Source organism: Rossellomorea sp. y25 (assembly GCF_038049935.1).
In the GTDB taxonomy this organism is placed as follows: Bacteria; Bacillota; Bacilli; order Bacillales; family Bacillaceae_B; genus Rossellomorea.
In genome coordinates, this window is the sequence record NZ_CP145886.1 from 1,862,329 (window position 1) to 1,886,270 (window position 23,942).

Annotated in this window: 27 protein-coding genes; 22 read left to right on the forward strand and 5 right to left on the reverse strand. The window is 40.2% G+C overall.

All coding sequences use genetic code 11. The features are described 5' to 3' along the window. Positions 1 to 28: 28 nt before the first annotated feature. On the forward strand, positions 29 to 475 hold the full coding sequence (locus AAEM60_RS09310) for a YlbF family regulator (RefSeq protein WP_299740619.1): 447 nt from the start codon (positions 29 to 31) through the stop codon (positions 473 to 475). Between the two features lie 43 nt (positions 476 to 518). On the opposite strand, the gene AAEM60_RS09315 is transcribed toward AAEM60_RS09310, so the two are convergent. Next, positions 519 to 833, reverse strand: a complete 315-nt coding sequence (locus AAEM60_RS09315) for a hypothetical protein (protein ID WP_299740621.1) — start codon at positions 831 to 833, stop codon at positions 519 to 521. A gap of 138 nt (positions 834 to 971) precedes the next feature. On the opposite strand from AAEM60_RS09315, the gene AAEM60_RS09320 reads away from it, so the two are divergent. Then, positions 972 to 1,247 carry a YlbG family protein gene (locus tag AAEM60_RS09320; RefSeq protein WP_299740623.1) on the forward strand — a complete coding sequence of 92 codons (276 nt, stop codon included), beginning with the start codon at positions 972 to 974 and terminating at the stop codon, positions 1,245 to 1,247. Positions 1,248 to 1,334: 87 nt separating this feature from the next. Here the strand turns inward: AAEM60_RS09320 and AAEM60_RS09325 are convergent, their stop codons facing one another. Beyond that, positions 1,335 to 1,724 carry a methylthioribose kinase gene (locus AAEM60_RS09325; RefSeq protein ID WP_299740625.1) on the reverse strand — a complete coding sequence of 130 codons (390 nt, stop codon included), beginning with the start codon at positions 1,722 to 1,724 and terminating at the stop codon, positions 1,335 to 1,337. A 100-nt stretch (positions 1,725 to 1,824) separates the two neighbouring features. On the opposite strand from AAEM60_RS09325, the gene AAEM60_RS09330 reads away from it, so the two are divergent. The 4 genes from AAEM60_RS09330 to coaD all read left to right on the forward strand — a co-directional run bounded on the left by AAEM60_RS09330 (position 1,825) and on the right by coaD (position 4,984). Continuing rightward, the gene (locus tag AAEM60_RS09330; protein ID WP_341357849.1) at positions 1,825 to 2,142 is read left to right on the forward strand and encodes a hypothetical protein; all 318 of its coding nucleotides are present in this window, start codon (positions 1,825 to 1,827) and stop codon (positions 2,140 to 2,142) included. Positions 2,143 to 2,229: 87 nt separating this feature from the next. After that, the gene (locus AAEM60_RS09335; RefSeq protein WP_299740629.1) at positions 2,230 to 3,639 is read left to right on the forward strand and encodes a hypothetical protein; all 1,410 of its coding nucleotides are present in this window, start codon (positions 2,230 to 2,232) and stop codon (positions 3,637 to 3,639) included. 261 nt (positions 3,640 to 3,900) lie between these two features. Further along, positions 3,901 to 4,458, forward strand: coding sequence for a 16S rRNA (guanine(966)-N(2))-methyltransferase RsmD (gene rsmD, locus AAEM60_RS09340; protein WP_341357850.1), 558 nt, complete (start codon positions 3,901 to 3,903; stop codon positions 4,456 to 4,458). Positions 4,459 to 4,486: 28 nt separating this feature from the next. Next, the gene (coaD, locus tag AAEM60_RS09345; RefSeq protein ID WP_299740633.1) at positions 4,487 to 4,984 is read left to right on the forward strand and encodes a pantetheine-phosphate adenylyltransferase; all 498 of its coding nucleotides are present in this window, start codon (positions 4,487 to 4,489) and stop codon (positions 4,982 to 4,984) included. A gap of 89 nt (positions 4,985 to 5,073) precedes the next feature. On the opposite strand, the gene ylbJ is transcribed toward coaD, so the two are convergent. After that, positions 5,074 to 6,294, reverse strand: coding sequence for a sporulation integral membrane protein YlbJ (gene ylbJ, locus AAEM60_RS09350; protein ID WP_341357851.1), 1,221 nt, complete (start codon positions 6,292 to 6,294; stop codon positions 5,074 to 5,076). Between the two features lie 177 nt (positions 6,295 to 6,471). On the opposite strand from ylbJ, the gene AAEM60_RS09355 reads away from it, so the two are divergent. Next, positions 6,472 to 7,251: a patatin-like phospholipase family protein gene (locus tag AAEM60_RS09355; protein ID WP_299740638.1), complete on the forward strand. Its 780-nt coding sequence runs from the start codon at positions 6,472 to 6,474 to the stop codon at positions 7,249 to 7,251. A gap of 4 nt (positions 7,252 to 7,255) precedes the next feature. Further along, positions 7,256 to 8,299 carry a SepM family pheromone-processing serine protease gene (locus AAEM60_RS09360; RefSeq protein ID WP_299740640.1) on the forward strand — a complete coding sequence of 348 codons (1,044 nt, stop codon included), beginning with the start codon at positions 7,256 to 7,258 and terminating at the stop codon, positions 8,297 to 8,299. Between the two features lie 36 nt (positions 8,300 to 8,335). Here AAEM60_RS09360 and AAEM60_RS09365 read toward each other — a convergent pair whose 3' ends face one another. Beyond that, positions 8,336 to 9,547 (reverse strand): nucleotidyltransferase, encoded by a 1,212-nt coding sequence (locus AAEM60_RS09365; RefSeq protein ID WP_299740642.1) that lies wholly within the window; start codon positions 9,545 to 9,547, stop codon positions 8,336 to 8,338. A gap of 239 nt (positions 9,548 to 9,786) precedes the next feature. Here AAEM60_RS09365 and AAEM60_RS09370 point away from each other — a divergent pair, with 239 nt between their 5' ends. The 4 genes from AAEM60_RS09370 to AAEM60_RS09385 all read left to right on the forward strand — a co-directional run bounded on the left by AAEM60_RS09370 (position 9,787) and on the right by AAEM60_RS09385 (position 12,208). Continuing rightward, positions 9,787 to 10,329: a YceD family protein gene (locus AAEM60_RS09370; RefSeq protein WP_299740644.1), complete on the forward strand. Its 543-nt coding sequence runs from the start codon at positions 9,787 to 9,789 to the stop codon at positions 10,327 to 10,329. 64 nt (positions 10,330 to 10,393) lie between these two features. Further along, the gene (gene rpmF, locus AAEM60_RS09375) at positions 10,394 to 10,567 is read left to right on the forward strand and encodes a 50S ribosomal protein L32 (RefSeq protein ID WP_044337494.1); all 174 of its coding nucleotides are present in this window, start codon (positions 10,394 to 10,396) and stop codon (positions 10,565 to 10,567) included. A 130-nt stretch (positions 10,568 to 10,697) separates the two neighbouring features. Beyond that, a complete protein-coding gene (locus AAEM60_RS09380; RefSeq protein WP_299740647.1) occupies positions 10,698 to 11,456 on the forward strand; it encodes an enoyl-CoA hydratase/isomerase family protein in 759 nt (252 codons plus the stop codon). Between the two features lie 137 nt (positions 11,457 to 11,593). Then, positions 11,594 to 12,208, forward strand: a complete 615-nt coding sequence (locus tag AAEM60_RS09385; RefSeq protein WP_299740649.1) for an RsfA family transcriptional regulator — start codon at positions 11,594 to 11,596, stop codon at positions 12,206 to 12,208. Positions 12,209 to 12,570: 362 nt separating this feature from the next. Here the strand turns inward: AAEM60_RS09385 and AAEM60_RS09390 are convergent, their stop codons facing one another. Further along, positions 12,571 to 13,047, reverse strand: a complete 477-nt coding sequence (locus tag AAEM60_RS09390) for an N-acetyltransferase (RefSeq protein WP_299740650.1) — start codon at positions 13,045 to 13,047, stop codon at positions 12,571 to 12,573. Between the two features lie 232 nt (positions 13,048 to 13,279). Between AAEM60_RS09390 and AAEM60_RS09395 the strand changes: the two genes are divergently transcribed. The 10 genes from AAEM60_RS09395 to AAEM60_RS09440 all read left to right on the forward strand — a co-directional run bounded on the left by AAEM60_RS09395 (position 13,280) and on the right by AAEM60_RS09440 (position 23,911). Next, positions 13,280 to 14,629, forward strand: coding sequence for an acetyl-CoA carboxylase biotin carboxylase subunit (locus AAEM60_RS09395; protein ID WP_299740652.1), 1,350 nt, complete (start codon positions 13,280 to 13,282; stop codon positions 14,627 to 14,629). Positions 14,630 to 14,695: 66 nt separating this feature from the next. Beyond that, positions 14,696 to 14,911 (forward strand): biotin/lipoyl-binding carrier protein, encoded by a 216-nt coding sequence (locus AAEM60_RS09400; protein ID WP_299740654.1) that lies wholly within the window; start codon positions 14,696 to 14,698, stop codon positions 14,909 to 14,911. Between the two features lie 85 nt (positions 14,912 to 14,996). Further along, positions 14,997 to 16,538, forward strand: a complete 1,542-nt coding sequence (locus AAEM60_RS09405) for an acyl-CoA carboxylase subunit beta (protein ID WP_299740656.1) — start codon at positions 14,997 to 14,999, stop codon at positions 16,536 to 16,538. Positions 16,539 to 16,672: 134 nt separating this feature from the next. Next, entirely contained in the window at positions 16,673 to 17,569 is an 897-nt protein-coding gene (locus AAEM60_RS09410) for a 2-dehydropantoate 2-reductase (RefSeq protein WP_299740658.1), read from the forward strand. 1 nt (position 17,570) lies between these two features. Next, the gene (locus AAEM60_RS09415) at positions 17,571 to 17,957 is read left to right on the forward strand and encodes a DUF3397 domain-containing protein (RefSeq protein ID WP_299740660.1); all 387 of its coding nucleotides are present in this window, start codon (positions 17,571 to 17,573) and stop codon (positions 17,955 to 17,957) included. Between the two features lie 90 nt (positions 17,958 to 18,047). Further along, positions 18,048 to 19,667, forward strand: a complete 1,620-nt coding sequence (gene bshC, locus AAEM60_RS09420; protein ID WP_341357852.1) for a bacillithiol biosynthesis cysteine-adding enzyme BshC — start codon at positions 18,048 to 18,050, stop codon at positions 19,665 to 19,667. A 249-nt stretch (positions 19,668 to 19,916) separates the two neighbouring features. Next, positions 19,917 to 20,348 carry a division/cell wall cluster transcriptional repressor MraZ gene (gene mraZ / locus AAEM60_RS09425; protein WP_148968656.1) on the forward strand — a complete coding sequence of 144 codons (432 nt, stop codon included), beginning with the start codon at positions 19,917 to 19,919 and terminating at the stop codon, positions 20,346 to 20,348. A gap of 38 nt (positions 20,349 to 20,386) precedes the next feature. Then, the gene (gene rsmH / locus AAEM60_RS09430) at positions 20,387 to 21,322 is read left to right on the forward strand and encodes a 16S rRNA (cytosine(1402)-N(4))-methyltransferase RsmH (protein ID WP_299740666.1); all 936 of its coding nucleotides are present in this window, start codon (positions 20,387 to 20,389) and stop codon (positions 21,320 to 21,322) included. 25 nt (positions 21,323 to 21,347) lie between these two features. Continuing rightward, on the forward strand, positions 21,348 to 21,710 hold the full coding sequence (ftsL, locus tag AAEM60_RS09435) for a cell division protein FtsL (protein WP_299740668.1): 363 nt from the start codon (positions 21,348 to 21,350) through the stop codon (positions 21,708 to 21,710). Further along, positions 21,710 to 23,911, forward strand: a complete 2,202-nt coding sequence (locus tag AAEM60_RS09440) for a penicillin-binding protein (protein WP_299740670.1) — start codon at positions 21,710 to 21,712, stop codon at positions 23,909 to 23,911. The genes ftsL and AAEM60_RS09440 overlap by 1 nt, the downstream gene beginning before the upstream one ends. The last annotated feature ends 31 nt before the right edge of the window (positions 23,912 to 23,942 follow it).

The window sequence follows — 23,942 nt, forward strand, 5'->3', positions numbered from 1 at the left end:
TTAAAATGACTTTACGGAGGTGAGCATTATGCTTGCTACTATAGAAAGAATGGAAATATTGGATTCAGCTGACGAATTATCTCAGTGGATTTTAGAATCTGATGTGGCAGAAAATTATCGTAAGTCTTTATATAAACTTCGCAACAATTCTGAAACTCAACGAAAAATACAAACCTTTTCGCGAATGAAAGAAAGTTACGAAGAAGTTCAACGCTTCGGACGTTACCACCCGGACTACAAAACCATCATGAAGGAAATCCGTGAAGTGAAAAGAGAAATGGACCTTGATGAGAATGTAGCGGAGTTCAGAAGAGTGGAAAACGAGCTGCAAGATCTCCTTGATCAGGTGAGCCTGCTAATCGGCCATTCCGTATCTAAAAATGTAAAGGTTCCTTCAGGGAATCCTTTCTTCTCAAGCGGAGGATCCTGCGGGGGAGGCTGCGGTTCTGGCGGAAGCTGCGGCTGTTCAGCGTAAACAAGTCGAAAGAAGAGCGGGCGATGTGTCCGCTCTTCTTTTATTACTGCCTTAACCGAACACAATCCACGCAGAGGTTCCCGCAGCAAAACATCTTTTCCTGGGGAACATAAAACCGGTGGCGATATACATATATTGATTCTTCTTCCCTGAAAAAGATCGTATCAGAATGCAATCTCTTTCCCCGCATCGCTCTAGCCGACCACTTTTTAATGGAGTACTCGATGTCGCTTTTCTCTTTATTGGATTGTATATAGATGAATGGAATGCCTGCGCTCCATTTTACACGGGCATCCTCAATCCCGTCTTCTTGTCGAAGCTGATCGATAAAAAAGTCCCAAATCACATTTAAGTCCATGGTGGCCCTCCGTTTTCTACTTCATTATGTAGTATTCACTGTACGCTTATTTAATGTAAGTTAAGACCATTACATATTGCTTACCCCCACATTATTATGCTAGACTTATAAAAAAGTGATTCCTAGAGGGGAAACTATATGTTAACAGAGAGACAAGGTTTAGTTGTTTGGTTACATAGTTTGAAGCATGCCAAGTCCCTGAGACGATTTGGGAATGTTCACTATGTTTCAAAGAAAATGAAATATGTTGTACTTTATTGTAATCAGGATGAAATTGACTCTGTAATGGAACGAATAGCTACCTATTCATATGTGAAAAAAGTAGATCCTTCATTTAAGCCATTTATTAAGTCTGTTTTTGAAAATTCCCGCCCCGATAAGGCGAAGGAATATGATTACAAAATGGGATTTTAATGTTTGCTGCCAAAGACTGTTGTTTTGGCAGCTTTTTTCTTAAGTATGAATAGCTCCCCGTTCAAAAAGCTGCACGATTAACATACCTTATTGTAAAGGCAGTATATAATGATTCAAGCGCAGTATCGCAATCAGATGTTGATAGTACAATGCCTTTTCTGGATATAAAGTGGATGGTTTAACATCCATTTGGATAATGACCTTGTCTAATTCCTTAGCTGTTTCTTCAAAAAGGGAGTAGCGCTGGTTCGGTGTGATGTTCGGGTTTGGAATTCCTTCCCTGCACACATAGATTGCTTGGAATTTCCCCTGTTCTGTAGGTTTCATCACAAGAGCCAGGGATGAAACGGCCCGATTCTTTACAATTGTATGAAATGTCATCATATGCTGTAATCGTTCTTTATTAGCTTTTGCTAGCTCCATTAGTTCATAAATATCTGAATATCCTTCTCCTAATTCTATAAAACGTTGAATCATTCATTCAATCTCCTTTTCTTACCGAGTTTATCAATTCCTTATTATTTCAAACATATAGTCATAAGTAAAGATTCTAAAATAACTTATAGGGGTGATCGTGATGGTATGGTTATTTCTTTTTATCGTCCTGGGGTTATCATGTTTGTATGTAATGGGTGGGAGGCTTGAAAGGAAAGAGATTGTTGAGATAAAGAATAGTGATTCTTTTATAGTGTCAGCGATCCTATCCACACTGGCGGCTCACGGAATCTTATCCCTCATAGAAGAAAATGAACTGCAAAACTCTACTCTTGAAGGTTTACAAGAAACTCTTATCGGTAATGGTTTGGTCGATAAAAGTGAATGGAATCATTTACTGAGCGATCATTTAGGCGACTCCCCTTTTCTTACAGACAGTAAAGATCTGGATATTGTATGAATAAATGGCAATATCCTTAAAATATTCCACAATTAGCTGCTGGAATCTGCTATTCTTTATGTAGCAGACGGAGTTAAGGAGTATGGTATGAAACGCATTCTATTTACATTTGGTCTACTTATGGTACTGATTAGTTTTAGCATTCTTTTCTTTCAATGGATGGGGTTTACGACGGAAAGTGCCGAAGAGTCCGGTGCAGTAAAGGTGAATCAGTCTTATTCCATTACGCATACGGGAGACGAATTCATTGTTACTCAAACCATTCATTTTTTATCATCGATCCCTGAACGTATATCAATTGAGTGGCCAGATCATGCAAGGGATTTTTTATGTGTCAATGACAGAGGGGAAGATTGTTTCACAAAAGAAGACGGGGAATTCTTATTAAGTAATCTCTATGATGACCTACAGGAGATCACGATTACCTATACATTCGAACAGCCACTTAATGCAGAAGTAATGTTAGTAAAAGATTGGCATCCCACACTTTCCTCTGTTTTTACAATAAATACGGATATTCAAATAACAGAAAAGAGCTTCAGGACTGGAAAATGGATAACAGGATATAAATCTGCCAGCCATAAAAAAATGAAATATATTGATTACTATTCCTTCAGCGGTGGAAGTGAGCCTTCCGCTTTATATTGGACAGAAGAGACGATGTTAGAAAAAAAATCATCTACAGTGAGAATGTTGTACGACACGACGGTCATCAAAGATATCGGTATGGCTTCCCTGAGTTCCTTTGAAGGATTTGTGACCGTCATCATGACGAACAAAATAAAGCCCTATCAATCTCCATATTTGATTGTGAGGAACACAGCTGAAGAGGAGCTCCTGGATGATGTGAAAGGCGGCTTACTGTATCAACAGTATGCTTCCACTGATGAAGAGGTTTGGCTCAAAGAGTTTATTGTTGGCATCATCTTAAAAAAACAACCGCACACTTCAAATTCCGCATGGGCGTATAAGGAATTAATTGAAGGACTAACCTCCTCCCAATTGGATGCATTTAAGCGAAGAATTGAAGGGGAAAAGACAAAATCGGTCGATGCATTAAAATTAGATATGATTTTAGGAGCGGTTACAGGCTTTGAATCTACATTTTTTAATGAAAGTGCAAAAGGAAGAAAGAATGTCCCAATGGTTCTTAAAAACGATCACCCGGTGTTCATCAATAAGAAATCCCATAACCTGTCTTACATTTCTTATAAACAGAAAGAGTTAATTCAATTTCCACAAGCAGTGAGGGCTCTTGGACTGGATATAAAAGAGATTCAGCCCAACGTATTTTTCACATCGATAAACGGAAATACATTCAGGTTTTATGTGAATGAAGATTATTTTATTTATAATGAAGAAAATTACGGCTTATTAACGAAGCCTGTGCAAACGGTTGGAGGCTCCATTTATATGGATGTTCACTGGTTTGAGAAATTGTTTAATGTAAAAGTGGTGAATAAAGGAAATTCAATCGAAATTAAAGAAGAAATGTAAAAAGCCCTGCAGAAATTCTGCAGGGTCCTTCTATATCCATTTCTGGAAAGAAGGCAAAGGGAGAGGAGAAACCGGAGGAAGAACTTATGGGGAATCGTAAGTCTTCTCCGCGGTTGGCAACAACATCAGTTAGGATGCTGTTACTTCCATTATCACCTATCAAAATGATTTTATACATTTTTGGAACAATTTCAGTATGTAGCGATATCTGTCGAGATATGATAGGATAGTGAAGAAAAAATACATATATGGTGGATGATTATGAGAGTAATATCAGGTACGTTAAAAGGTAGACCGTTGAAAGCTGTTCCTGGTAGTGGAACACGGCCGACAACAGATAAGGTGAAAGAGTCTATATTTAATATGTTAGGTCCCTACTTTGAAGGGGGATCAGGATTGGATTTGTTTGCAGGAAGCGGTGGACTAGGAATAGAAGCTCTAAGTCGGGGGCTTGATTCTGTTATATTCGTAGACCGTGATGCAAAAGCATTTCAAACCATTAAGGCAAACCTCCAGGATTGTGACTTAATGGACCAGAGCGAAGTGTATCGGAATGAAGCAACGAGGGCATTAAAGGCGATTTTAAAAAGAGAGTTAACCTTTGATTATATTTTCTTGGATCCTCCTTATAAACAGCAGAAGCTTCAACACCTCTTGGAATTCATCGATGAGCACAATCTTCTAAATGAAAGCGGTTACGTCATGTGTGAACATGGCTCGGATATTACATTGGAAGACAGAGCCGGGGGCTTGAAGAAAGTAAGGGAAGAAACGTATGGAATCATAAGGATCTCCATTTTTTCGAAGGAAAATGATTGAAGATACTAAATATACTGGGGGTAAAAAGATGACGAGCATAGCAGTTTGTCCGGGAAGCTTTGATCCCATTACATATGGACATTTAGATATTATTACACGAGGCGCAAAGGTTTTCGATCAAATTTATGTAGTGGTCTTAAATAACTCTTCTAAAAAACCTCTATTCTCTGTAGATGAAAGAATTGAATTGATTCGTGAGGTTACCGGGGACATTCCAAATGTAGTGGTCGATTCCTTTCAAGGGCTTTTAGTAGATTACGCAAAAAAAGTGAATGCGAAAGCGATTATTAGAGGGTTGCGTGCGGTATCAGATTTTGAATATGAGATGCAGATCACGTCCATGAACAGGGTTTTAGAAGATGATATCGAGACGTTCTTTATCATGACGAATAATCAATACTCTTTCTTGAGCTCGAGTATTGTAAAAGAAGTGGCTAAGTATGGAGGTAACATTTCGGAATTAGTCCCGAAGCGTGTGGAAGAATCGTTAAAGGAAAAATATAATGAATTAAATAAGCCTGAATAATTAAACAGGGTTGATCCAGGTGTCTAAACCTTAACTTACACATGATGTGAAAAGTAAACCGGCATAGGCAAAAGGATCAACCCCTTTCTTTATTTATACACTTGTCTTCTTGCATACAGAACGATATAGAGAATCAAACTGAAAATCGTGATCACTGGTCCTGCAGTCTTAAACCAATATAGCATTTCCGTCCAGAATGCATTATTCTTCATTGCGAATACGGGTATGGCATTTGAGAGCTGCTCATCGGAAAATCTCTCATATATCGGCTTCCAAATCAGGATGGTCGTGATGGACGCGGCTATTCCGTGAACAAAACGGGCATAGAAAAAAGGTTTGAACCGTATATCGGTTTCGGCTAATATGCTTGCCACTTGTGCTTGGACACTAAATCCACTGAACCCTAATATAAAGCTTGTAATAATGGCTTGCTGAAGGAGAGTGGCTTCATTTACTCCACTTGTCAGTTTTGAGCCTAACGTAATTTCAAATAAGCCGGATATAAAAGGAATACTTAATTGCTCTGGTAATTGAAGCAGAATAAATAAAGTTGACAACCCTTCTGCAAAAAAGGTCGTAATGTGAAGATGGTAAAGCATTTTATTAATGACCGAAAATAAGATAATGAAACCACCGATCATTAGTAAGGTTTGAATAGAAGAGGTGACAGCATCTCCCAAGAGTTTACCTATAGGGCGCTTATCTTGCAGTCTTGTGCGATGAAGGGCAGAAAAGGCTTCCCGAATGATAAAGCCCTTTTTTCTGGGAGAGCGATTCCTCATTTCTTCCTTTTCTTTTCCACCATAGAACCTCATGACGACACCTACACAGATGTTTCCAATATAATGAGCGGCAGCTAAAACAATGCCAAGGGTAGCGTTTTGAAAGAAGCCGACTGACACAGCTCCAAATATGAATAAAGGATTGGAAGAGTTCGTGAAGGAAACAAGGCGCTCTGCTTCCAGTTTGGTGATTTGTTCTTCTTGTCTCAGGCGAGCCGTCAATTTGGCTCCCGATGGAAACCCGGATGCCATTCCCATTGCCCACACAAACCCTCCGACTCCGGGGACCCGAAATAATGGCCTCATCAAGGGCTCCAGAATGACCCCGATAAACCTGACCACCCCAAATCCAATCAACATTTCAGACACGATAAAAAATGGCAGTAAGGAAGGGAAAACGATCTCCCACCACATATCTAATCCACGTATGGACGCCTCAAGAGATTCTCCGGGCATTATGATGAGAGATACCGCAAACACCGTCACGCTTATGGATAAAGCCAAGGTTTTGATTTTCGATTTGAACAACCGGACTTCCCCCTCTTATGAAATAAGTTCCTTCTATATCAATTCCTTGTGAAATGGGAAAAGAATGATAAAATGGGATTAATTCAACTTGTCCTCATATTATTCAATATACTCATACATAATTGAAATAGACCATATGATGAAATGTACCGATAACTCGGGAAAAGGGGGAAGGGCATGGAGAGACCGAAAATTGGATTAGCCCTCGGCTCGGGTGGGGCAAGAGGTTTTGCACATTTAGGCGTGTTAAAGGCATTTGATGATGCGAAGATTCCGATTGATATGATAGCAGGAAGCAGTATGGGTGCTTTGGTCGGCTGCTTTTATGGGGTAGGGCATAAGATGGAAGACCTTTACAAGCTTTCTACCACCTTCAGAAGAAAATATTATTTAGACTTTACCGTTCCGAAGATGGGATTTATTTCGGGTAAACGGATAAGAGAATTCATTCGGCTTTTTACACATAATAAAAATATTGAAGATTTAAACATCCCCGTAAGTGTAGTCGCTACAGACATAACAAATGGTGAAAAAGTGGTATTTACGACGGGACCTGTTTCAAGTGCGGTTCGGGCAAGTATTGCGATTCCAGGTATATTTGTACCTGAAAGAATAAACGGCCGTTTACTCGTGGACGGAGGAGTCATTGACCGGGTACCCGTTTCGGTTGTAAAAGAGATGGGTGCCGACATCGTCATAGGAGTCGATGTATCTCATGTGAAACGTAATGCAGAAATCACAACGATCTATGATGTGATTATGCAAAGCATCGATATCCTTCAACTAGAAATCGTCGCACACAGGGAATTTGCCTCCGACTTTATGATAAGACCCCATGTAGAAATGTACAGTACCAGAGCGTTCAAAAATATTGAAGAAATTATAGATATGGGAGAGGAAGAGGCAAAGAAGGTTATTCCTTCTATTCAGAAAGTTTTAGATAATTGGAAGGAGTAAGAACATGAAAACGAAAACATTAATTAGAACCTTAGTCATCATGACCATTTTTATGGTTGCTACATCCTTTTATTATCTTCCATTCTATGTAACGAAGCCGGGAGGTGCACATGAACTGGATCCGATCGTAGAAGTGAAGGATGGATATGAGGATGAAGGTGAATTAATGCTTACAACCGTCAGGATGGGTAGAGCAAATATCTATGCCTATCTTATTGCCAGCATAAAAAAATACGAATATATATTTCCTGTTGAAGAAATCAGAAGTCCTCATGAAAGTGACGAGGAATATAATCTTCGTCAACTTCACCTTATGGCCGACTCTCAAAACCATGCCATTGAAGTGGCCTTCAAAAAAGCAGGTAAACCCTATGAATACACATATAAAGGTATCTATGTCTTAAATATTTACCCGTCGATGCCAGCCGAGGAAGTTTTGATGCCTGGTGATCGTATTACAGCCGTTGATGGGAATGCATTTCAATCATCAGAGGAATTCATTGAATATGTGAGTAAGAAAAAAAGTGGGGATAGTGTGAAGATTACCTTCGTTCGGGATAAGGAAGAAATGGTGGAGACGATTTCCTTGGAGGCTTTCCCTGATATGCCCGATAAAGTAGGTCTTGGTATTACGCTGAGTGACGATAAAGACATCAAAACAGACCCACCGGTGGAACTGGATACTGAAGAGATTGGTGGCCCTTCCGCAGGATTGATGTTTAGCTTGGAGATTTATAATCAACTAACGAAGGATGACATTACGAAGGGTCATTCTATTGCGGGAACCGGGACGATTTCCGAAAACGGGGAAGTTGGACGCATTGGCGGTATAGAGCAGAAGGTCATTGCGGCTGACAAAGCGGGTGCAGAGTATTTTCTTGCTCCCCATGAAACGGTTACAAAGGAAATGAAAGAAAAATATCCTGATCTTGAATCGAACTATACTGCTGCCAAAAGAACAGCTGAAGACATTGGTACGGACATGAAAGTAATACCTGTGAAAACATTTGATGAAGCATTAGCATTTTTACAGACATTAGAAAAATAAACAAAGAGGCTGCCTTCTGTCAGCCTCTTTCTATTTCTATATCATAATTGGCGGTTGAGACCATTCTAGATGAAGCAGTTTTTTTCGGGCTGCCCCATTTTCTAAACCTAAAGAATAAATTTCAGCCGCTCTGACATCTAAAGCTATATCTTTTTGATTTGCACTTGAAAGCTTGCTGATTAAAGGCAAAGGCATTGCTTTTTTCTGATAATGGATAAATTCCCTCCCAGTTTTATTCATACCAAGCAGGCGAATATGGCGTGGGGAGTTGTGTCTGCTTCGCATTTCTTCCTTATTTGTATTGGTTAAAACATGAAGGAGCATTCGTTGAAGACGCGTCCATGTATATCGTTTTGTTTTAAGCTTCATCATGAATTCTTCAAAGGAAGCCGAGCTTTTAACAAACTCTATCATCCGATTCTCTATACCTTCTTCTATTTCATATATCTCCTTCAGTTCTTCTTTGCACGAAGAAAGAAGCTTATACTGCAAAAATGTCCAATAATTTTCCCATCTATGGAATCCCCCGTACTCAAGTTGGTACTGAGATAATTGATCAACAGATGTAGGGGGGAGATAAGAGTCGATCTTGATATCACCCTCACTGCTGAAAATATTTTTCCTGATGCTTGTAGCGCTCGCAATCGAAGGAGAAGAAAAATGTTCATCATGGTATCCAGCAGATTCCCTTGGGATGGTGAAAGCTTTCAATGATGAGTGAATCTGATTTCTTGCTTCCATATAATGAAATCCCAGTATATTATTCGGCTTACTTAGATCGATGACCGAGTCCCCGCTCCCGAGCATTTGGAAAGCTTTGGCCAACGCAGAAGGATAGCTCGTGCCTTCCTGGATGAACTCACTTATATATGTATCGTATTTCTTCCTATTCGCTTCGATGAATAGGACCGTTTTCTCGAAAGTATCGATATCTCCATCTTCACTGCCGAAACAAAAGCTTTCACACCCGATGGCATCAAGGAGTGAAATGGCTCCCCGTGAAAAAAATTCAGCATGCTGTGTGGCAAAGCTATAGGGAAGCTCAATGACAACGTCAACCCCTGCTTCTAAAGCCATTTTGGTGCGGGACCATTTTGATACCAGTGCCGGCTCTCCACGTTGCAGGAAATGCCCACTCATAACCGCAACCACTACATCAGCTCCTGTTGCCCTTCTCGTTTCCCTTAAATGATGTAAATGGCCATTATGAAAGGGATTATACTCTACTATTACTCCTGTTGCTTTCATGAAATTCTCCACATCCTTTCTAAGTCACAACTATCTGCTATGTAGTTCATTATATATGGAAATGATATAGATTCTCTCCTTTTATGACATAATCATAACTAATATTATAAAATATTTGAAAGTCCTTATATTTAAACGTTATAATTACAACACTATGGTTGTAAAGAGTGTAAAGAAAAAATATTGACAAACGGTATTATGAAAGCTATAATTACCTTTGTTGCCTTGAGGTGATTACATTGAAATGGTCAATAATACAATTACAAAAATTTAGAGACAAGGGACTTTCCATTGACGAAACAATTAATTTGGATGAATTGAAAAAAATCGATCCCCAAATTATAGAAGTCTCACCTATTCGAGTGTCTGGAAAGGCAGATATCGGTTCGAACCGGGTCACCTTCCATCTTCATATAGAAGGAAAGTTAGTATTACCTTGCTCAAGAACCCTTGTGGATGTTGATTTACCAGTTGACATTAAAACGATTGAAACCTATCTTCTAAATGAAACTGATTATGATCAGTATGAGGAAGAGGAAATACATCGTATTCAAGGTGATGTTATTGATTTAAAACCTGCTATAAGAGAATTACTATTACTTGAGATTCCAATGCAAGTAATCAGTGATGAAGCGAGAGAACAAGATGAGATGCCTTCAGGTAAGAACTGGGAAGTTCTGACGGAAGAACAAGCTTATCAAGTCGAACAAGAGGAAGAGAAGAAAGTTGATCCTCGTCTCGCTGAGTTAGCAAAACTTCTTGATCAAAACAAGAAATCTTAAAAGCGAAGTACCAGTTCGACTGGCTTCATAATGAGTATGAATCTCTTTTAAGGAGGTGGGAAGAATGGCAGTACCTTTTAGAAGAACATCTAAAACAGCAAAAAGACAACGTCGTACACACTTCAAACTACGTGTACCTGGTATGGTAGCATGCCCAAACTGTGGTGAAATGAAACTAGCACACCGTGTTTGTAAAGAGTGCGGAACGTATAAAGGTAAAGAAGTTGTAAACAAATAATATTGTTTACAGCAAAAAAAGCGTGAAAGAGGCCATGGCTCTTCACGCTTTTTTTATTGTCATTTTAAAGAAATGTCTGTTCATCTCATTTAGAAAACCATACACTAAAAGTATGAAAGGAGGGTCTGATTTGGGAGAATATATGATACATATGAATGAAGAAGGGATTCTGCAGTTTATCATCAACCGTCCGGAAAAACGAAATGCAGTGAGTTATGAAATTATGGCAGGACTCGAAAAAGCGCTAGATGAGTGTATTCAAAATGATCATGTGAAAGCGCTGCTTATTACTGGAAGTGGTGATCAGGCTTTTTGCTCCGGGGGAGATTTATCTCAATTTCATAACCTTAAAACAGAAAGTGAAAGTTATGGAATGCTCAGTAAAATGGGCAGCCTCATTATGAAACTAGCCTTCCTACCAAAACCTACAATCGCTTTTATTAATGGAACGGCGATTGGCGGAGGGTGTGAGATCGCCACTGCTTGTGACTTTAGAATCGCCAAAAGAACAACTAAGATGGGATTCGTTCAAGGGAATCTCGCCATTACCACAGGATGGGGAGGTGGGACCTTACTTCTTGAAAGGCTTTCAGCGTCTAATGCGCTTTCCCTGCTAATGACAGCAAGGGTGGAAGAAGCAGAAGTCCTTTATGATATAGGGTTTGTAGATGAACTAGTCGATGCCAATGTCCCAATCCATGAAATTCCCCTCATTAAATTGATCTCACAGAAATCAGAGGGAGTCTTGAGGGCATATAAGCAGCAACTTCTTGGGAAATGGGATAGAAAAAGAGTAGAAGAAAATATAATGAAGGAAATAAGCCAATGTTCAAAGCTATGGGCAAGTGATGAGCATCACGAGGCAGTGGAGAGATTCTTTAATAAATAGGTAAAGCATAATAAAAAGGAACCGGTGCCAGAAAGCCGGTTCCTTTTTGTATGCATTAAAAAAATAGTGGTGCAGATTCTATCTTCTCTAGTAAGAGCATATGATTGGATAAACTGGATCTTACAGGGGGGATGGAAATGTCTTCAAATAGGCAGGATGCATGGAGTCAAGATGAAGATGTGTTGTTAGCGGAAGTGGTATTACGCAATATACGAGAAGGTGGTACCCAGCTTCAAGCGTTTGAAGAGGTAGGAAGAAAACTATCAAGAACGTCAGCGGCTTGCGGCTTTCGTTGGAACTCATTTGTTCGTAAACAATATAAATCCGGAATCGAACTTGCTAAAAAACAAAGAAAGCAATCTAAAAAGGACTCTCCAATAGGTAAGGCAAATGAAGAAAATCAAGAAGTGCAAGTAGAGAGTTCACCAGAGCTTGAAGCTTCTGAAGTGTTTTCAATGGGGAGTATGATAAATTATCTTCAAAAAGCTGAAGATGCCGTTCGAAACGGGGAAAAAGTACGGAATGAAAATACTCAGCTTCATGGACAAATCTCTTATTTGAAAGAAAGGCTTCAAGAGGTTGAAGCTGAGTTGAAAGAGTATGAAGCAAAATTTAATCTTCTTGAAGAAGATCATAAGTCATTATTAGCTATTTTTGAAAAAGCAAGGAAAATGGCTCTTTTGCAAGGAAATGAAGACAAAGTGAAGTTTCAGATGGATAAAAACGGCAACCTTCAGCGGTTGAATAAATGAAGAGAAAGATAGGCTGGCTAAATAAATTTATTTAGCCAGCCTATCTTAGTTAATTGATAATGGTTTTCGTAAGCTTTTCGCCTCTGAGCAAGCCGCCTCCGCTTTCGTTTTCATCCAGCTACGGCGGCTAGAGGCTCGAGGTCATAAGGCAGACCTACCAAAAAGGGAAAGAGCGCCTTTCCGGTAGGTCCGCCTTATGCTTGTCGCCTCTGGGCAAGCCGCCTCCGCTTTCGTATTCATCCAGCTACGGCGGCTAGAGGCTCGAGGTCATAAAGCAGACCTACCAAAAAGGGAAAGAGCGCCTTTCCGGTAGGTCCGCCTTATGCTTGTCGCCTCTGGGCAAGCCGCCTCCGCTTTCGTATTTAACTGATTTTCTGTTCTGTGACCCCTTCTGGGAACCATACGTATGGATTTTCACCTAAATCTCTTTCCACTTCGTACGTAACGGCTTCGAAGCCCATTTTCTCCCAGAATCCCTGGGATTTAATACGGGAATTTGTTTTAATAGGTAAACCAAAGCTTTTTGCAAATTCTACGAGCATTTTTCCGTAGTTTTTGTTTTGATATTTTGGTAATACCTCTAGCTTCCATAGTTCCAAGTAATTTTGGGGAGGATCGAAGTACTGATCAAAACGAGCATTGCGCTGGTACAAGCTCATTCTGGCAACCAAGGTATCGCCAAAGTAAATTCCATAAAAAGGTGACTCGCTATCGTTTTCAATGATGTTGGCTTGTAAGTCTTCTAACATGGATAATTCCTGTACACCATATTCTTTAAATTTCTTAAACTCTTCAAGAGTTTTATAGTTTACTTTTAATTTCTCCACTTTTACTGCCATCGTATTACCTCCTAAAATGCTAAAAAATAAGTATGGGAAAACATGGTGAATCATGAATCCGTTTGCAACGGATTTAATGATCAAGCAAGTATTTATTATTATTATATAACAAATAAACAAAAAATTCTGCACTTAATTAAGAAAACGTTTACAATTAAGAAGAAGGATTTCGACGATTTTTGTAGAATTCGTAATATGAACAGATGTGTTCTATGAAGAAAGGGGAGAGATTGTGCATAAGATTCTAATTGCAAATAGGGGAGAAATTGCTTCAAGAATTATTAAAACCTGTAAACAACTAAACATTCAAACAGTCGCGGTTTATTCCGATGCAGATCAGGATATGCCCTTCGTTAAAGAAGCGGATATTGCACACCGCATAGGTGAATCACAAGTGAATCGCTCATACTTGGTAGTGGACAATATACTTGATGTAGCAAAAAAGGAAAAAGTGGATGGAATCCATCCCGGGTATGGTCTCCTATCAGAAAATGCAGACTTTGCCAGAAGAGTTGCAGAAGAAGGCATCACCTTTATCGGGCCGGCTCATGACATTATTGAAAAGATGGGCGACAAGGTGGAAGCTAGAAGAGTGATGCATGAAGCGTCTGTACCGGTCGTACCAGGAAGTGATGGAGGGGTCGAAACCCTTGATGCTGCCAAGCGTGTAGCAAGCGATATTGGCTATCCCGTCATGTTGAAGGCCAGTGGTGGAGGCGGGGGAATCGGAATGATCCGGTGTGAAAATGAGCAAGCGCTCGTTCAAAGCTTCGATTCTACTAAAAACCGGGCTAAAGCCTATTTCGGGAAAGAGGAAGTCTTTCTTGAGAAATGTATTGAAAATGCGAGACACATCGAAGTGCAAATCTTTGGAGATCATCATGGGAATTTGGTGCATCTTTTTGAGCGGAATTGTTCTGTACAAAGAAGAAATCAAAAAGTGATAGAAGAATCACCTTCTCCCGCGCTTTCTCAAGAAACGAAGGAGAAGATGTTTGCCGCTGCTGTACAGGCAGGTAAGGCAGTCAACTATACGAATGCTGGAACAGTTGAGTTTATTGTTGATGTAGATGAAAATTTTTATTTTCTGGAAATGAATACTCGACTGCAAGTAGAACATCCGGTCACTGAAACCATCACGGGATTAGATTTAGTGAAGTGGCAGCTTTTAGTAGCTTCCGGAGAGCCCCTTCCTCTATGCAAACAGGAGGAAATCTCTGTTAAGGGTCATGCAATTGAGTTTAGAGTTTATGCCGAGGATCCGAAGACGTTTTACCCGTCTCCAGGTCAGTTAATGACCTTGCGATGGGGAAAAGGAGAAGATGTTCGAATCGACAGCGGATATGAAGAAGGAAACAAGGTCACTCCATTCTATGATCCGATGATTTCCAAATGCATCATCAAAGGAAACGATCGTCAAGATGCATTACATAAAGCCAAGGTCTTCTTTGAAGGGGTAACGATTGAAGGAGTCAAAACGAATGTCACTCTATTCAAGGAAATCATTGAAGATAAAGGCTTTATCAAAGGGTCTTACACCACGAAATGGCTACAGGACTTCTTGACAGCCAACCGCACGTAAAAAGAATGGGGGATGTTAGTCCCTGATAAAATTTAACTAAAAGAGAACAAACTGGAGGAATCAATCATGAAGGAAATTACATCATCAATGGCAGGAACGGTTTTAAATGTACTGGTAGAACAAGGTGGAGAAGTGTCTGTAGGAGATACTGTATTAATGCTTGAATCAATGAAAATGGAAATTCCCGTTGAAGCCGAAGCGGGAGGGAAAGTTTCGGAAATTAAGGTTAGTGTAGGGGATTTCGTTAATGAAGGAGATGTATTACTCGTTATTGAAAGTTAATGGGAGTATGAAAACGTTAAGTCAGAGATGGCATGAACATCTCTGACTTGTTTACGCATTTACATAAAACGACGGAGGGGATACTATGTCGACATCTAAAACGATCATCAACACTCTCGAGGAAAAGAGAGAAAGGATTGCTTCGGGTGGTCAGCCGAAATATCATGAGAAATTGAAAGAACAGAAAAAGATGTTTGTTCGAGATCGACTTCAACAACTATTTGATAATGGGGATTATCAAGAAGATGGTATGTTTGCAAACAATAAGGCAGAAGATTTACCTGCTGACGGCGTTGTAACAGCAATCGGTAAAGTAGGTGGACAGACCGTTTGTGTAATGGCCAATGATTCCACTGTTAAAGCTGGATCCTGGGGAGCGAGAACCGTTGAGAAAATCATCCGAATACAAGAAACCGCCCTTAATTTGAAAGTGCCTATCTTCTATTTAGTGGATTCGGCCGGAGCCCGTATTACCGATCAGTTAGAAATGTTCCCTAATCGACGTGGGGCAGGTAAGATTTTTCACAATCAAGTGAAAATGTCAGGGATGGTTCCGCAAATATGTGTTCTTTTTGGTCCGTCGGCAGCTGGTGGGGCATATATCCCTGCTTTTTGTGACATAGTGATCATGGTGGATGGGAATGCCTCTATGTATCTTGGTTCTCCTCGTATGGCAGAGAAAGTGATCGGTGAGAAGGTAACGCTTGAAGAAATGGGTGGTGCAAGAATGCACTGCACTGTCAGTGGGTGTGGAGATCTTCTTGCAGCTTCTGAAGAGGAAGCGATTGAAGAAGCGAAGAGATATTTAAGTTATTTCCCAGCGAATTATCAACAGAAGCCTGCCGTCAAGGATGGTCTTGCCCCTAAGCATGAGAAGCTGTTAGAAGACATTATCCCGGAACATCAAAATGCGCCTTTTAACATGTACGATTGCATCGATACATTGATCGATGAAGGCAGCTTCTTTGAAATGAAAAAACTCTTTGCACCTGAATTGATCACAGGCTTCGGCCGCATGGATGGTAAAGTGGTGGGGATCATTGCCAATCAGCCAAAGGTAAAGGGAGGAGTACTTTTCCACGATTCTGCAGACAAAGGGGCAAAATTCATCCAGTTATGTGATGCCTTCCATATTCCTTTATTATTCCTTGCAGATGTACCTGGGTTTATGATCGGGACAAAAGTAGAGAGAGCCGGGATTATTCGCCATGGAGCAAAGTTGATTGCTGCCATGAGCTCTGCAACGGTTACGAAGATATCCGTCATTGTAAGAAAAGCATACGGCGCCGGTCTATACGCAATGGCAGGTCCAGCTTTTGATCCTGATGTTTGTATTGCCCTCCCTACTGCACAAATTGCAGTAATGGGACCGGAAGCAGCCGTAAATGCTGTTTATTCAAATAAGATACAAGCTATCGAAGATCCAAAAGAGAGAATACAGTATGTACAGGAAAAGCAGAAGGAATATAAAGAGCATATCGATATTTATAAATTGGCATCGGAATTAATAGTAGATGAAATTACAGCACCGAATGAGTTGCGTTCCGTATTAATTCAACGTTATAAGCTCTATGAAACCAAAGAAGTTCAATTTAGTGAGAGAAAACATCCCGTATATCCTGTTTAGATTGTTGGATAGGGCTCGTTCCTTTGGGACGGGCCCTTTCTTTCGAACGTTGACTGATTCTTTTAGCCTATGGTTTTCTAGTTACGGAAAATTTGGTAAACTATTCTTAAAAACATGTACGATAAGGAGTCTTTATGAAAATAGGAATCATTGGAGGAGGAGCAGTCGGCCTTTTATTTGCAGGGTATTTGGGCCAGAAGTTTGATGTCACTCTCCTTGTAAGGAGAGAAGGGCAGGTTCAGTCCCTGTTAATGAATGGCATAAATGTACATAGGGAAACCTCTTCATTCACAACACAAGTCCATTCGGATCTTCTTACAGAAGTTCCCTTGGAATTTGACCTAGTGATTGTGGCAGTAAAGGAATATGATTTAAAGTCCTTGGAAAATGTGTTAGAGCTTATGGATAAGCGTCAACCACTACTATTCCTTCAAAATGGTATTGGGCACCTGGATTGGGTGAAATCATTGCCCCACCAAAATTTACTTGCTGGTTCGGTAGAGCATGGCTCTTTGAAAGAAAACGACCACACTCTCCATCATTTAGGAGACGGAAAGACAAATCTCGCTTTAATTAAAGGAGAATGGGGAGTTATGGAAGAATTAGTATCACAGAGCATTCCTTCCTTTCCATTTTTATTAAAACAAGACTTCGAGGAAATGCTCCTAACCAAGCTATTTGTAAATGTACTAATTAACCCTCTAACGGCTTTAACCCGGTTAACGAACGGGAAGCTGGTTGAAAACCCACACTTGCATCAATTACAAATGGATTTATTCCAGGAACTGCTTCGCCTCTTTCCACAAATGGAAGGGATTATTTCCTTTGAAGCGGTTGAAAAAATTTGCACCAATACATACCAAAACAGATCTTCCATGTTAAAAGACATTGAATCCGGTAGGAAAACAGAAATAGAGTCTATCTTAGGCGTTCTACTTGAAAAAGCACATAAAGAACACCATTTTGTACCCATCATGAATGTCGTTTACAGATTAGTTAAAGGAATTGAAAGAGAAGGTCTGGGGGGATAAAATGGCTTCGATTTTTTCGACCATCATTGCCATATTTGTAATGATCCCATTTTTGGGATATTTCATCAGTTTCATTCTAGCGAAAGAAATCATGAAGAACCATCGGAAAGCTGTTCATTTGGCGATTGATATTACGACTTTTCTACTAATCGTCTCTGTTCACTTTATTGTCATTGCCATTTGGCAAACTTCTTACCTATGGCTTATTTTCCTTGTAATTTGCTCCATTGGCGTTCTATTTGCCATCATGTATTGGAAGGCAAAGGGGGAAATCCATTACCCTAAGGTATTGAGAGGTTTCTGGCGGATGAACTTCCTGTTATTCTTTACGGCTTATATAACGTTAATGATTACAGGACTGGTCCTCCGTATCCTAGAATTATATTAGAAAAAAGAACAGGCAAGTTTTTTCCTTTTCTTAATGTGGAATGATATACTCATCGTTAGGATATAAAGAGCTAGAAAAGGAGTAATTCAAATGGAATTGGAAAGCTTAAACATTCCAGCAATAAATCAGTTTGCCTCTCAATACTTAAAACAAGAAGAGCCCGTCACTTCTTTTTTCCACTATAACGTAAACAGTTCTTCAGTCTATTCAGATCGCATGAAAGATTTAGATTCGAGACAATTTCAGAGAGAAGATCTTGCAGAATGTATTTCTTCTTACATGAAGTCATTGCCATCATCTGAAAAGGTTGAAGAATCGTTGGGGAAATTGAGAAACAATGCCGTAACCGTCATCGCCGGACAACAGGCAGGTCTGCTGACTGGCCCACTCTACACGATACATAAAATCATTTCTGTCATTCAATTAGCCAGACAGCAGGAAGCCGAGTTAAAGCATCCTGTGGTTCCTGTTTTTTGGATTGCAGGAGAAGATCATGATTATCAAGAAGTCAATCATATATACGTAGAAAACGGATCAAAGGTTGAAAAGGTAGGATATCCGGAGAGAGTATTAGAGAAAAAAATGACCTCTCATATTACGTATACGAAACCAGTGATGAAGAAATGGCTTGATGATATACTAATGATACTGGGAGAAACACAGCATACAAAACAACTGGCATCGGAACTTACTGAAATGATTGATGAAGAAGAGGATATTGTTCGATTCTTTGCCCACTTTGTGATGAGCTTATTCAAAGATTTCGGCTTATTGGTGATTGATTCTGCCTATCCTTTACTAAGGAAGCTTGAATCAAGACATTTTCACCATTTGATTGAAAGCAGTCAATCCATATCGGATGCGGTGTTTGAGCAACAAGAAGAAATCCGCAAAAATGGATATAGTACTCAATTAGACATTTCCCCTGCAGCTGCCAATCTCTTTATTCAACTTAAGAACGAAAGGGCTTTGTTAGAAAGAGAAGGGAATACGTTCTTTGAAAAGAATAGTGGTAAAACTTATTCGAGTGTGGAGCTGCTATCCATTCTGGAAGAAAGTCCAGAATCATTCAGTAATAACGTGGTCACGAGACCTATGATGCAGGAATGGTTATTTCCAACTCTCGCATTTGTTGCCGGACCTGGTGAAATTGCCTATTGGGGCGAATTGAAAAAAGCCTTTGAACTTGTAGATTTAAAAATGCCGCCGGTCGTCCCGAGATTAAATATTACCATCGTGGAACGTGAAATAGATAAGAGAATTCATGACCTTCAATTGACGCTCCATGGAGTGATTACGGAAGGTGTTTCTACTGCTCGTGATGCTTTTTGGAAATCCCTCGAGCGTCCCGCTTTAAAGTTGGAAATGCAAGAAATCCAGGAAGAACTCCAGCGTAAGTATGAGAGAATTCGCGAACAGGCGCTTAGTATTGATCAAGGATTACATCCGATAATTGAAAAGAACCTTGAATTCCACTTGAGTCAGTTCGATTATTTACGTAACAAAGTGGATAAAGCCCTGAAAGATAAGCACTCATTAACCTTTAATCAGTTTATGAAGGTGGAAAACAGCATCAGGCCAAATGAAGGACCGCAGGAAAGAACGTGGAATGTTCTCTATTTCTTAAACAAATACGGACCCAACTTCGTAAGAGACCTGACACTTCAAGATTTCACCTTTGACGGAACTCATAAAGTGGTATATATCTGATTGGAAACAATATGCAATATTACCAGTCGACAAGCACAAAAACTAAAGGACCTAATTCGTTTTATATTGCGAATTAGGTCCTTTTTACGTTGAATAAAGACAAATTTCAACGGTGAAAACTTGTCTGGAAAAGAGAGAAAAAGACTAATGAAAAATAGAGGAAATATTTTGCAAGGAAAGAATTTATAAAAGAGTGGAGAAAAGTGGGGGGATGTGGTACATTTGTGTTAGAAAGTGGGGGCAGTGCATATGTTCATGGGCGAATATCAACATAACATTGATAATAAAGGCCGTTTAATCGTACCTGCCAAGTTCCGTGATCACCTCGGAGATTCATTTGTCATTACCCGAGGGTTGGATCAATGTTTATTTGGTTATCCCATGGATGAGTGGCGAGCTCTTGAAGACAAGCTCAAAGCCCTACCACTGACAAAGAAAGACGCCCGTGCCTTCACTCGATTCTTCTTCTCGGGAGCGACTGAGAGTGAATTAGACAAAACAGGTAGGGTGAATATTCCTGCTACACTTGTGAATTATGCACAATTGGATAAAGAATGCATTATTTTAGGAGTTTCCAATCGAATTGAGATTTGGAGTAAATCATTATGGGAAGACTATTTCACACAGTCTGAAGATTCATTTGCTGAGCTTGCAGAGAATATGGTAGGGTTTGATATTTGACCCCCCACAAAACGTTCGATTGGAAAGGTGAAGTCAACATGTTTAAACATACAACTGTATTATTAAAAGAAACGGTGGATGGTCTGAGTATTAAAGAAAATGGAGTTTATGTAGATTGTACTCTGGGTGGAGCAGGGCATAGCGAGTATCTTGTGAGCCAGTTATCACCGGAAGGGCATCTATATTGCTTCGATCAGGATGAAACAGCCATCAACCACGCAAAAGAAAAGCTTTCATCCTACCAGGATAGAGTTACATTCGTTCAATCAAACTTCCGAAACCTAAAGGAAGAACTTGAACAACTTGGAGTACATAGTGTGGATGGGATTCTATACGACCTGGGTGTATCATCGCCTCAACTGGATACTCCAGAAAGAGGGTTCAGTTATCACCATGATGCTCCACTCGACATGAGAATGGACTTGCAAGGTGAAGTAACTGCTTATGATGTGGTTAATCATTGGTCGTTTGAAGATTTGGTTCGGATTTTTTATCGATATGGAGAAGAGAAATTCTCAAAGCAAATAGCGAGAAAGATAGAAGCGGCAAGAGATATTAAGGCGATTGAAACAACGGGTGAACTTGTCGAGCTCATTAAGGATGGTATCCCTGCACCTGCAAGACGAAAAGGTGGTCACCCTGCTAAGAGAGTCTTCCAAGCCATACGAATTGCCGTGAATGATGAATTGGGGGCCTTTGAAGATTCACTTGAACAAGCGATAGAGCTTCTTCATAAGGGAGGAAGGGTGAGCGTGATTACATTCCATTCCCTAGAAGACCGCATTTGCAAAACGATGTTCAAGGAGAAGGCATCAGGACCTGATCTGCCTCCGGGATTACCGATTATTCCTGAAGGTTATGAAGCAGAGCTTAAGCTTGTAACGAGAAAACCGATCCTGCCTAGTGATGACGAATTAGAAGAAAATAATCGCGCTAGGTCAGCTAAATTAAGAATCGCAGAAAAAAATATATAAATAGAAGGAAACAGGAGGGAGAATTTTGAGTAACTTAGCCAGAAATTACGAGCAGCAAAAAGTTGAGAATCAATCCGTTCAAGCCAAACCAAAGCGCTTGAGTGAAGAGAGAAGATCCGTCATCACACCCGGGGAAAAGATCCTTGTCGCGATTTTCGCAGCAGTATTTTGCTTCTTAGCCGTTCAGATTGTGACAACACAGGCTGCCATCTATGATGTGAATAAAGAAGTCCAGCATGTTGAATCAACCATTGAAAAGCAGGAAAAGGCAAATAATGATCTTAAGCTTCAAGTAAGTGAGCTTAGTACGTATGAGCGTATTCTTGAAAAAGCGAAAGAGCTTGGACTTAATTTGAAAGAAAAGAACGTTAAGGTTGTTGAACAATAATGAAAAAAAGACCAAGCATGAACATAGGGGCAGCCATCCTTTTCGGGATTTTCGGCTTGCTCTTTTTTGTATTAATGGTTCGCTTTGTCACGATTCAGGTTACCGGGGAAGCTGAAGGTAAGGTCCTGGCATCACAAGCGGCAAAAAAATATATAAAAAGTCACATTTTAGAAGCTCACAGGGGAACGATTTTTGACTGGAAAGGTGAAGTCATCGCCGAGGATACTTCAGCCTATACACTCGTGGCCATTTTAGACCCCAGCATCACGAGTGATCCGAAAAAGCCTAAGCATGTGACAGATCCGGAGAAAACAGCAAAGGCTCTGGCTCCATATCTTGATATGAAAGAGAGCGAAATTTATGACCGTCTCGATCAAGATGGGCCGTATCAGGTGGAATTTGGATCTGCTGGTAGGGACCTGACTCATCAAATGATGCTGGAGATTAAAGAAGAAAACATACCTGGGATCACATTCAGAAAAGAAGCGAAACGATTTTATCCCAATGGTTCCTTCGCGCCTCATCTTATTGGTTTTGCGCAAAAGTCCACTTCGGATAACGGTGATTCCAAAACCGTAGGGAAAATGGGTGTGGAAGCAAGCTTTGATGATGTGTTAAGTGGCAAGGACGGTTCAGTGGAATATAAGAGTGATGTATGGGGGTATTTATTACCAAATGCAGATGAGCATGTAACATCACCACAGGATGGAAATGATATTTACTTAACGATTGACAAGAAAGTTCAAACATTCTTAGAAGAAGCCCTGAATGAAGTGCAAAAGAAATATAAACCGAAGAAAATGTTTGCGATCGTATCTGATCCAAAAACGGGAGAGATACTTGCGATGTCTCAAAGACCTTCCTTTCATCCCGACACGAGAGAAGGTCTACTGGATAATTGGACAAACTTCATTGTGGAGGAAACGATTGAGCCGGGTTCAACTATGAAGGCATTTTCATTGGCTGCTGCTGTAAATGAGGGGAAGTTTAATCCGAACGAAGCCTATGAATCTGGTAAATATTATGTTGATAATGTTCCTAATCCTATCCGGGATCATAATGGAGGGGAAGGTTGGGGGACGATTTCTTATTTAGAAGGCGTTCAAAGATCTTCCAATGTGGCATTTGCGAATTTACTGGACAAAATCGGTTTCAAGAAGTTCGAAGGGTATTTAAATAGTTTTGGATTTGGAGAACCAACAGGTGTGGGGTTACCACATGAGGCTTCTGGATCTATCCTTTATCATTACCCGATTGAAAAATACACTACGATCTTTGGACAAGGTACAACCGTTACCCCGCTGCAGATGATTCAAGCGGAATCGGCCATTGCGAACGATGGGAAAATGATGCAGCCCTATGTTATCTCGAAGATAGTAGATCCGAATACGAAGAAAGTGGTTGAAGAAACAAAACCAAAAGTTGCTGGAAACCCAATTACAAAGGAGTCTGCTGAAAAAGTACGTGAATACTTAGAATCAACAGTAACATCTGAGAATGGCACAGGTACCCGCTTTGCCATCGAAGGCTATAGCGTTGCAGGAAAATCAGGTACGGCTCAAATACCAGATCGTGAAACGGGAAGGTATATGTACGGAAAAGAAAATTATCTATTTTCATTCATGGGTATGGCACCTGCTGATGACCCTCAGCTAATTGTCTATGTAGGGATTCAACAACCCGAATTAGAACCTACTGAAATCGGTTCGGATCCCGTAGCGGCTGTGTTCAATCCTGTCATGCAAAATAGCTTGAAATACTTGAATATAAAACCTCAGGAAAAAGTGAGTTTGAAAAAACAGTCTCTACCTGATACGAAAGAAATGAGTGTGGAAGAAGCTAAAGAAGAGTTGAAAAAAGCAGGGGCTTCACCCGTTGTTGTTGGAAACGGATCAGAGGTTCAGAAGCAGCTGCCCCAAGCTGGAAGTGCGATACTTGAAGGGGAAAAAGTTGTGATCAAAACCGATGGAGACATCACGATTCCTGATATGAAGGGATGGTCTGTAAGGGATGTCTTTAAAGTGGCAAATCTTGCTGGACTGAAGATCAATATGGTTGGGAACGGTTATGCCGTCAGTCAAAATATTCAACCGGGAGTACCTGTGGAAAAAGAAGAGCCTCTCGTGGTTAACTTTAGTACCCCGGAAGAACAAGTACAGCAAGGTGAAAATGAGAATACGGAAGAACCACCTCTAAATTAAATGAAAAGGGCTGACTTATGTATGTGACTCA

Coding starts and splice junctions, on each gene's coding strand:
- AAEM60_RS09310 (WP_299740619.1), top strand. CDS start 29: ATGCTTGCTACTATAGAAAGAATGGAAATATTGGATTCAGCTGACGAA.
- AAEM60_RS09315 (WP_299740621.1), bottom strand. CDS start 833: ATGGACTTAAATGTGATTTGGGACTTTTTTATCGATCAGCTTCGACAA.
- AAEM60_RS09320 (WP_299740623.1), top strand. CDS start 972: ATGTTAACAGAGAGACAAGGTTTAGTTGTTTGGTTACATAGTTTGAAG.
- AAEM60_RS09325 (WP_299740625.1), bottom strand. CDS start 1,724: ATGATTCAACGTTTTATAGAATTAGGAGAAGGATATTCAGATATTTAT.
- AAEM60_RS09330 (WP_341357849.1), top strand. CDS start 1,825: ATGGTATGGTTATTTCTTTTTATCGTCCTGGGGTTATCATGTTTGTAT.
- AAEM60_RS09335 (WP_299740629.1), top strand. CDS start 2,230: ATGAAACGCATTCTATTTACATTTGGTCTACTTATGGTACTGATTAGT.
- rsmD (WP_341357850.1), top strand. CDS start 3,901: ATGAGAGTAATATCAGGTACGTTAAAAGGTAGACCGTTGAAAGCTGTT.
- coaD (WP_299740633.1), top strand. CDS start 4,487: ATGACGAGCATAGCAGTTTGTCCGGGAAGCTTTGATCCCATTACATAT.
- AAEM60_RS09355 (WP_299740638.1), top strand. CDS start 6,472: ATGGAGAGACCGAAAATTGGATTAGCCCTCGGCTCGGGTGGGGCAAGA.
- AAEM60_RS09360 (WP_299740640.1), top strand. CDS start 7,256: ATGAAAACGAAAACATTAATTAGAACCTTAGTCATCATGACCATTTTT.
- AAEM60_RS09365 (WP_299740642.1), bottom strand. CDS start 9,547: ATGAAAGCAACAGGAGTAATAGTAGAGTATAATCCCTTTCATAATGGC.
- rpmF (WP_044337494.1), top strand. CDS start 10,394: ATGGCAGTACCTTTTAGAAGAACATCTAAAACAGCAAAAAGACAACGT.
- AAEM60_RS09385 (WP_299740649.1), top strand. CDS start 11,594: ATGTCTTCAAATAGGCAGGATGCATGGAGTCAAGATGAAGATGTGTTG.
- AAEM60_RS09390 (WP_299740650.1), bottom strand. CDS start 13,047: ATGGCAGTAAAAGTGGAGAAATTAAAAGTAAACTATAAAACTCTTGAA.
- AAEM60_RS09400 (WP_299740654.1), top strand. CDS start 14,696: ATGAAGGAAATTACATCATCAATGGCAGGAACGGTTTTAAATGTACTG.
- AAEM60_RS09405 (WP_299740656.1), top strand. CDS start 14,997: ATGTCGACATCTAAAACGATCATCAACACTCTCGAGGAAAAGAGAGAA.
- AAEM60_RS09410 (WP_299740658.1), top strand. CDS start 16,673: ATGAAAATAGGAATCATTGGAGGAGGAGCAGTCGGCCTTTTATTTGCA.
- AAEM60_RS09415 (WP_299740660.1), top strand. CDS start 17,571: ATGGCTTCGATTTTTTCGACCATCATTGCCATATTTGTAATGATCCCA.
- bshC (WP_341357852.1), top strand. CDS start 18,048: ATGGAATTGGAAAGCTTAAACATTCCAGCAATAAATCAGTTTGCCTCT.
- mraZ (WP_148968656.1), top strand. CDS start 19,917: ATGTTCATGGGCGAATATCAACATAACATTGATAATAAAGGCCGTTTA.
- rsmH (WP_299740666.1), top strand. CDS start 20,387: ATGTTTAAACATACAACTGTATTATTAAAAGAAACGGTGGATGGTCTG.
- AAEM60_RS09440 (WP_299740670.1), top strand. CDS start 21,710: ATGAAAAAAAGACCAAGCATGAACATAGGGGCAGCCATCCTTTTCGGG.